General features: G+C 57.7%; 5 protein-coding genes. 3 read left to right on the forward strand and 2 right to left on the reverse strand.

All coding sequences use genetic code 11. The annotated features are described in order from the left end of the window. Positions 1-158: 158 nt before the first annotated feature. Complete coding sequence (locus tag B9A23_RS20335) at positions 159-1,424, forward strand: SGNH/GDSL hydrolase family protein (protein WP_084281144.1); 1,266 nt, start codon at positions 159-161, stop codon at positions 1,422-1,424. A 246-nt stretch (positions 1,425-1,670) separates the two neighbouring features. On the opposite strand, the gene B9A23_RS20340 is transcribed toward B9A23_RS20335, so the two are convergent. After that, a complete protein-coding gene (locus B9A23_RS20340; protein ID WP_176218102.1) occupies positions 1,671-3,074 on the reverse strand; it encodes a methyl-accepting chemotaxis protein in 1,404 nt (467 codons plus the stop codon). Positions 3,075-3,512: 438 nt separating this feature from the next. On the opposite strand from B9A23_RS20340, the gene B9A23_RS20345 reads away from it, so the two are divergent. Beyond that, complete coding sequence (locus tag B9A23_RS20345) at positions 3,513-5,033, forward strand: sensor histidine kinase (protein ID WP_084281148.1); 1,521 nt, start codon at positions 3,513-3,515, stop codon at positions 5,031-5,033. Positions 5,034-5,054: 21 nt separating this feature from the next. On the opposite strand, the gene B9A23_RS20350 is transcribed toward B9A23_RS20345, so the two are convergent. Next, a complete protein-coding gene (locus B9A23_RS20350) occupies positions 5,055-5,282 on the reverse strand; it encodes a hypothetical protein (protein ID WP_084281149.1) in 228 nt (75 codons plus the stop codon). Between the two features lie 319 nt (positions 5,283-5,601). On the opposite strand from B9A23_RS20350, the gene B9A23_RS20360 reads away from it, so the two are divergent. Further along, positions 5,602-5,895, forward strand: coding sequence for a hypothetical protein (locus B9A23_RS20360; RefSeq protein ID WP_139797606.1), 294 nt, complete (start codon positions 5,602-5,604; stop codon positions 5,893-5,895). The last annotated feature ends 105 nt before the right edge of the window (positions 5,896-6,000 follow it).

The following is a 6,000-nucleotide window of genomic DNA, read 5'->3' on the forward strand; positions in this document are numbered from 1 at the left end:
GTCCCCTGGTGCGGCTTTTTGCCAGGATGACGCAATGAACAGGAATATGCGTTTTAATTTCTTGCAGTGTGACATCAGATGCGGTTTCTTCCCACGATCAGCAACGCAATGTCTGTGCCGCTCCGGCAAGGCAGGGAAGTTGCCAACGTGGAGAGATCATGCTGGTCGAGGCATTCGGGCGCGGAGCGGCGGCAGGATTCGTGATATGGTGCGCTGTCAGCACCGCAAATGCGCAGCCCGCATGGCGGGAAGCCTTTCAGTCCAGCCCTGCGACCTATGAAGCTCCTTCCGACACGTTCATCAAGTTCGCGTCGGAACATTGGCATGTGCCCCCCGAACAGCTCGTCGCCGATCTCACCCCCCAGCCGATTGCTGGAACTGTCCGATATCAAGTGATCATCCAGGCGGGAGGATCCCAAATCCGGATCAGGCTATCGAATGAGGAAGGGAAGGCTACGCTAAAGCTCAAGGCCGTCTCCGTGGGCATGGCGGGCAGCGATTTCGTGGCAAAGCCCGATACGTCGCGTCCCGTCACATTCGCGGGCTCACCGAGCGTCAGCATTCCAGCGGGTGCACCCATGATCAGCGATCCGATCGCCATGGCAGTGACGGCGGGGACCGAATTGGTCGTCAGCGCCGCACTGGCCGAGAATGCCGTTAACGAAGGGCGCGGCGGCGCAGGATTTCTGCTGGCAGCGGGAGATCAGACTCTCAACGCGTCGCTTTATCAGGCTACACCGATGAAGGGCCGACCGTTGGTAACCGGGGTAAGCGTCCTCAGTCAGGAAGCGCCCCAAGTCATTGTGGCGTTCGGAGATTCGATCACCGACGGCAATCGTGTCGCTCCGCGAGCCCTGCATGGCTGGTCCGAACAGCTCGCTCGCCGACTGGCCATGCGCAAGGGGCACAAGTCGTACTCGGTGATTAATGCCGGAATTGCCGGAAACCGTCTGCTGGCAGCCGGCTGGGGGGCGGCAGGATTGGCAAGACTGGACCGCGACGCCTTGCGCATCGAGGGCATCTCACACCTTGTCCTCCTCGAAGGTATCAACGATATCAACATGTCGGGCAGGAGCCCGTTCGGCATCAGCCCCACCCTGTCCGCCGGCGATCTGATTGCGGGATACCGACAGGTGATCGCCCGCGCACATGCCAGAGGCGTGAAAGTGTATATCGGTACGCTGACTCCCAATCCCGCGAGCGAGCTCACCACCAAAGACAAGGTGGCGCTGCGAAAGGCCGTCAATGACTGGATCAGGCATTCTGGCGAGCCGGATGCGGTGATCGATTTCGAGGCGATGGTCCAGGACCCGTCACACCCCGATATGTTCAAGGCCGAATTCGACTCCGGCGATCATCTTCACCCCAGCGATCAAGGCTATATGGTGATGTGCAACGGCATCGACACTTCGCTCTTTCCCTGATTGGGGATAGCATCACTCAATCTGAACGACTGCTATTGTCGCGCCAGGACGTAAAAGGGTTTGAGGTGAACGTCTCGATCTGGTCGGCCGCTGGCCGCTCGATCATTGCGGCTAAGGTGACAAGTGCCGCCTTGAAAGCGGACGTTTGCACCTTGATCTAGCGATATCAATTCCGGCCTTTCGTTCATGGAAATGGTCATCCCATCATACGAGCCTTTCGCGTCGAGCTCCGTAGCTTAGGATCAATTAGAACTCCGCCCAATCATCCTCCCTCGGTGCTGGCAGAGCGCTAGTGCGCGTGGTGTGAATGGCTCTGGGCAGGATATTTGAAAGCTTGGCCCTTGTTTGCTCACGCGGTTTGAGCTCAACGACACGCCCAGTTGAAATCTGAAACGCATTGACGAGGTTGGAGAGCTGCGTTGACTGATCCGCAAGCTGGCGGGCAGCAGCGTTGCTCTCTTCGACCATCGCAGCATTCTGCTGAGTGACGCGGTCCATTTCGCTTACCGCAGCCCTCACGTGTTCGAGCGAAGCCGACTGCAGGGCGGCAGACTCCGCGATTTCGCCGACAGAACCTGTGATGCGTTCGATACGCTGGACAATCGCTCCAAGTGCAGCGCCGGTGGCATCCACGAGGCCCACGCCGTCCTTGACCTGAACGGTACTCGCCTCGATCAAATTGCGTATCTGGGTAGCAGCTTCAGCAGACCGCTGCGCGAGCGCCCTCACCTCTGTAGCGACAACAGCAAAACCCTTGCCGCTTTCGCCTGCGCGCGCTGCTTCAACACCGGCATTGAGTGCAAGCAGGTTGGTCTGAAACGCAATACCGTCGATAACGGAAATAATCTGAGAGATCTGATCCGACGAGTTCTGGATGGCTGTCATTGCCGCAACCGCCTTGGCAACAACGTCACTGCCCTGCCTTGCTTCTGCCTGGACGTCGCGAACAGCTTCTGCTGCGCTCTGCGCAACGGCCGAATTGCGCTGCACGGTCGCAGTCACTTCGGTGAGGCTCGCCGAGCTCTCTTCTAGCGCTGCAGCTTGCTGTTCGGTCCGTACAGAAAGATCATTCGACGCGCTGCGGATCTCAGTCGATCCGTTGAGAATGTCTGCTGCCGCCAACGACACGCCACGGAGCGCCTCGTCGAGGGCCATCGCAGTGCGATTGAAGCTGTCACGCAGACCGGCGTACTGTTCTGGCAATTCGGCAAGGCGCGCCGTCAGGTCGTTGTCGGCAAGGCGCTGCAAACTGCTCGCGACCGTGGTCACGACATCCTGTTGCAGCTCCGCATTGGCCTTGATGTCGACCGCTTGCTGGCGGAAGGTTGCCATCGCACGGGTTAGCCTGCCGACACAATCACTGAACTCAGTGTGGGCCACAGGAGAGTCCAGATCACCGGCTGCCAGCGCCTCCATGCGGACGACGGTAGCGACGTAGGGATCGCTGATAGTCTTGCCAGCAAAAGCAATGAGCGCAACCGAGCTCACCGAGGCCAATAGCAAAAGGCCCGTCATCCAGTGGCTTGTGACAATGTCTTCGACCACGAGGATCATGCACAGACATGTGACCACCGCCAGCAATGCCTGAACACCGGTCAGAAAATGAAACTTCTGCCGGATCGGCGCAACTTTGGTGAACCAGGTCAGCATCATTCACTCCAAGTTCCTGATCGCGCGAACTGGCCACCCAGCAGCCAACTTCACCCGAGATTGGAGCGGCTATTACATTTGATTTCTTTTAATCCGCAAAAGTGCATCTGAGGGTGGTGCCGCAGCAATGTGTTAAGAAGGCGTTAGCCACGCACATGCCCAATGGTGCAGGCTCGTTCGCGGCTGATGCGAAAATCCAGCGACTGGCGCTCGAAGAACAGTGTCTCCCAAATAACTGAATTTGCGCTGTATTGTCTTCACTGGTTCACTGATGACTCTTGATGTTGGCGCTGTCACCATAATAGATGGCGACCACCTCATTTTGTGGTGCTAAAAGAGATGCGGAGGCATCGGATTTTGCCAGCCTCGATCCATTACTATCTTTGGCAGCCCGTTTAAGCGGTGAAGCGGCAGTTTGGCATTTTGTAGGGCACTGCGATGAAAAGCGCTTCCGATCTCCAGGATGAGATAGCTAGGCTGCAGCACGAACTTGCCAGCCTGAAGGCCATGGGCGCCGCTTCTCGCGAAGACGAATTGCCAGTCGTCGAAATGCTGATGCGCGACACCCAGCGTCGTCATGTGGCAGAAGCTGAGCTTGCCGATGCCCACGCCTGGATGGAACTGGCCCAGGAAGTGGGCGGCGTTGCCGCCTACCGGATGGACATCATCGAAAACCGGTTGTGGTGGTCGCAGTCTGTTTTTGCGCTTTACGGCTTCGACCCAGCCGCAGGGGAGCCCACGATTGACCTGTGGTTGTCGGCAATACACCCCGAGGACCGCGTCAAGGTAGAGCATATGGCACGCATGGCGATCGAAACTGGGGCACCGATCGATCACCAGTTCCGGATCATCCGGCCATCGGACGGCACACATCGCTGGGTTCACGACCGGGGCCGGGTGGAGTGTGATACCTCGGGCAAACCTTTACGCCTACATGGCGTCAACATCGACATGACCGCCATGCGCCAGGTGCAGGAGGCTCTGGCAGCGAGCGAAGAACAGTACCGCGGCACTTTCGAGCATGCCAATGTCGGCGTCGCGCATGTTTCGGTCGATGGCCGATTTCTTCGGGCGAATGACTATCTGTGCAAACTGCTAGGCCGTTCCGAGTCCGAACTGCAGGCGGTGACCTTCCAGGACATCACCCATCCCGATGATCTGGGTAGCGACCTTGATCTCCTTCTTCAGCTGATGGATGGGAAAATCCCGTCCTACACCTTGGAGAAGCGCTACGTCCGCCCTGATGGGACGCTTGTCTGGAGCGACCTCAGCGTCGCCCTCATTCGCAATGATGAAGGTCTTCCGCTGCATTTTGTCTCGGTCATCACCGACATCCAGCAGCGCAAGGAAGCGCAAGACCTGGTGAAACTGGTGCTGGACGAGGCGAACCACCGCGTGAAGAACCTGCTCTCGGTCGTCGGCGCGATCGTCAAGTCAAGCGCTCGGTCCGCAGGGAGCGTGAAGCAATTCGAAGAAGCTGTATCACTGAGGCTTAAGGGCATCGCGGCATCGCATGATCTGCTGATGGGCAAGTCCGTCGATGGTGGCGACCTCGCCCAACTCATTCGCAGACAGCTGGAAATCTTCACCGATTGCGCGATTGAGCGTGTGATCATGGACGGCCCACCCCTTCAGCTGTGCCCTCGCGCTGTTCACGCCTTTGGCATGGTACTCCATGAGCTCGCGACAAATGCTTGCAAGTATGGTGCTTTGGCTAACGAGCGTGGTGAAGTGCACATTGACTGGTCCATCTCCGCTGAACGCGGAGCGCTGCATTTTGTGTGGCGAGAGGTTGGTGGCCCAGAAATCAAAATGGCCGGCCCGCAGGGTTTCGGATCCAAAGCACTGGCGAGGATGTTAGCCGGCTCGCTCGGCGGCAAGGTTACGCACCAGCTGTTGCCTGCAGGCTGCGTTTTTGAAGCGGATCTGCCGCTCGGCAATTTGCTCGACAGATCGTGAAACAAACCTGCTCGGCGCTGATCAGGTTGTTCCCACGACCGGGCCATCTACTTCGATCTTCGCTGCCACGCTGAGAAGGTAAGCAGCGTCTTCGGTTGCCCCCTTGGCAGCTCTCGACATGGCTGAGGTGATGATCTTTGCCCGAATTGCGCGGCGGAAACGAGGATCGTGGAGCTTGAGTGCTTCCAGGATGCCGGAGATGACATTCTGATCACAACGCTCAGCGCCAGATGGCAGGTCCAAATCCATCTTGCTAACCTCTTTGTCCCGCCATGCGCCGCTAAAGAACCTCTCCAAGGCATTGAATGCAAGAGGGAAAGGACCGGCGGCACGGACAGCACGTTGAAACGAACAAGCAGCGTCAGCGGAACGATAGCATCCATGATGCACACTGGGCAGCCAATGTGCAGCAGACCGAAAACGCCTAATCGATCATTGTCGAATGCAAGAAGTGCCGTGTGCCCACAGCAGGACGCTGCCAGACATCCTTTTTGGCAAGAGATCTCATATCCTCTTGGCGGACAATCCGGGTTTTCGTAAGGCTCGCGAACTTGGACCGGGGGGTTGCATGGTCATCAATGCTCATGAGGCTGAGCAGCAGCAAGTTGCTGCTGCAACAGCCATACATATCAATACTTTACGTATACTGATATCCAGCCTTTTGCCTTTGGCCGCCAAGAATGCCAGAAATCCAAAGCTTTGGCTGGAGGAACTTGAGCAACTTGCGACGATGAGCGCCGACTATGCCAAGTTCGAGGCTGCAGGGGCCGTCAATCCGGAATTGATGAAAGCGGCTGTAATGGGCGCGCTTGAAGAAGTTCTGAGCGCAGCAAAGCGCAGCCTGGATGCTGTGGCTGCGTAAGCAGTCAGGGTGTAGATTTCCGCTGAGAATTGACCCGGTATTTCCATCGAGAATTGACCCGGGTGATGGTATGTCCCGCAGAGCGGGTTTTGGGTCAAGCTGGTG

The sequence above is a fragment of the Novosphingobium sp. B1 genome, from assembly GCF_900176395.1.
Taxonomy (GTDB): Bacteria; Pseudomonadota; Alphaproteobacteria; order Sphingomonadales; family Sphingomonadaceae; genus Novosphingobium.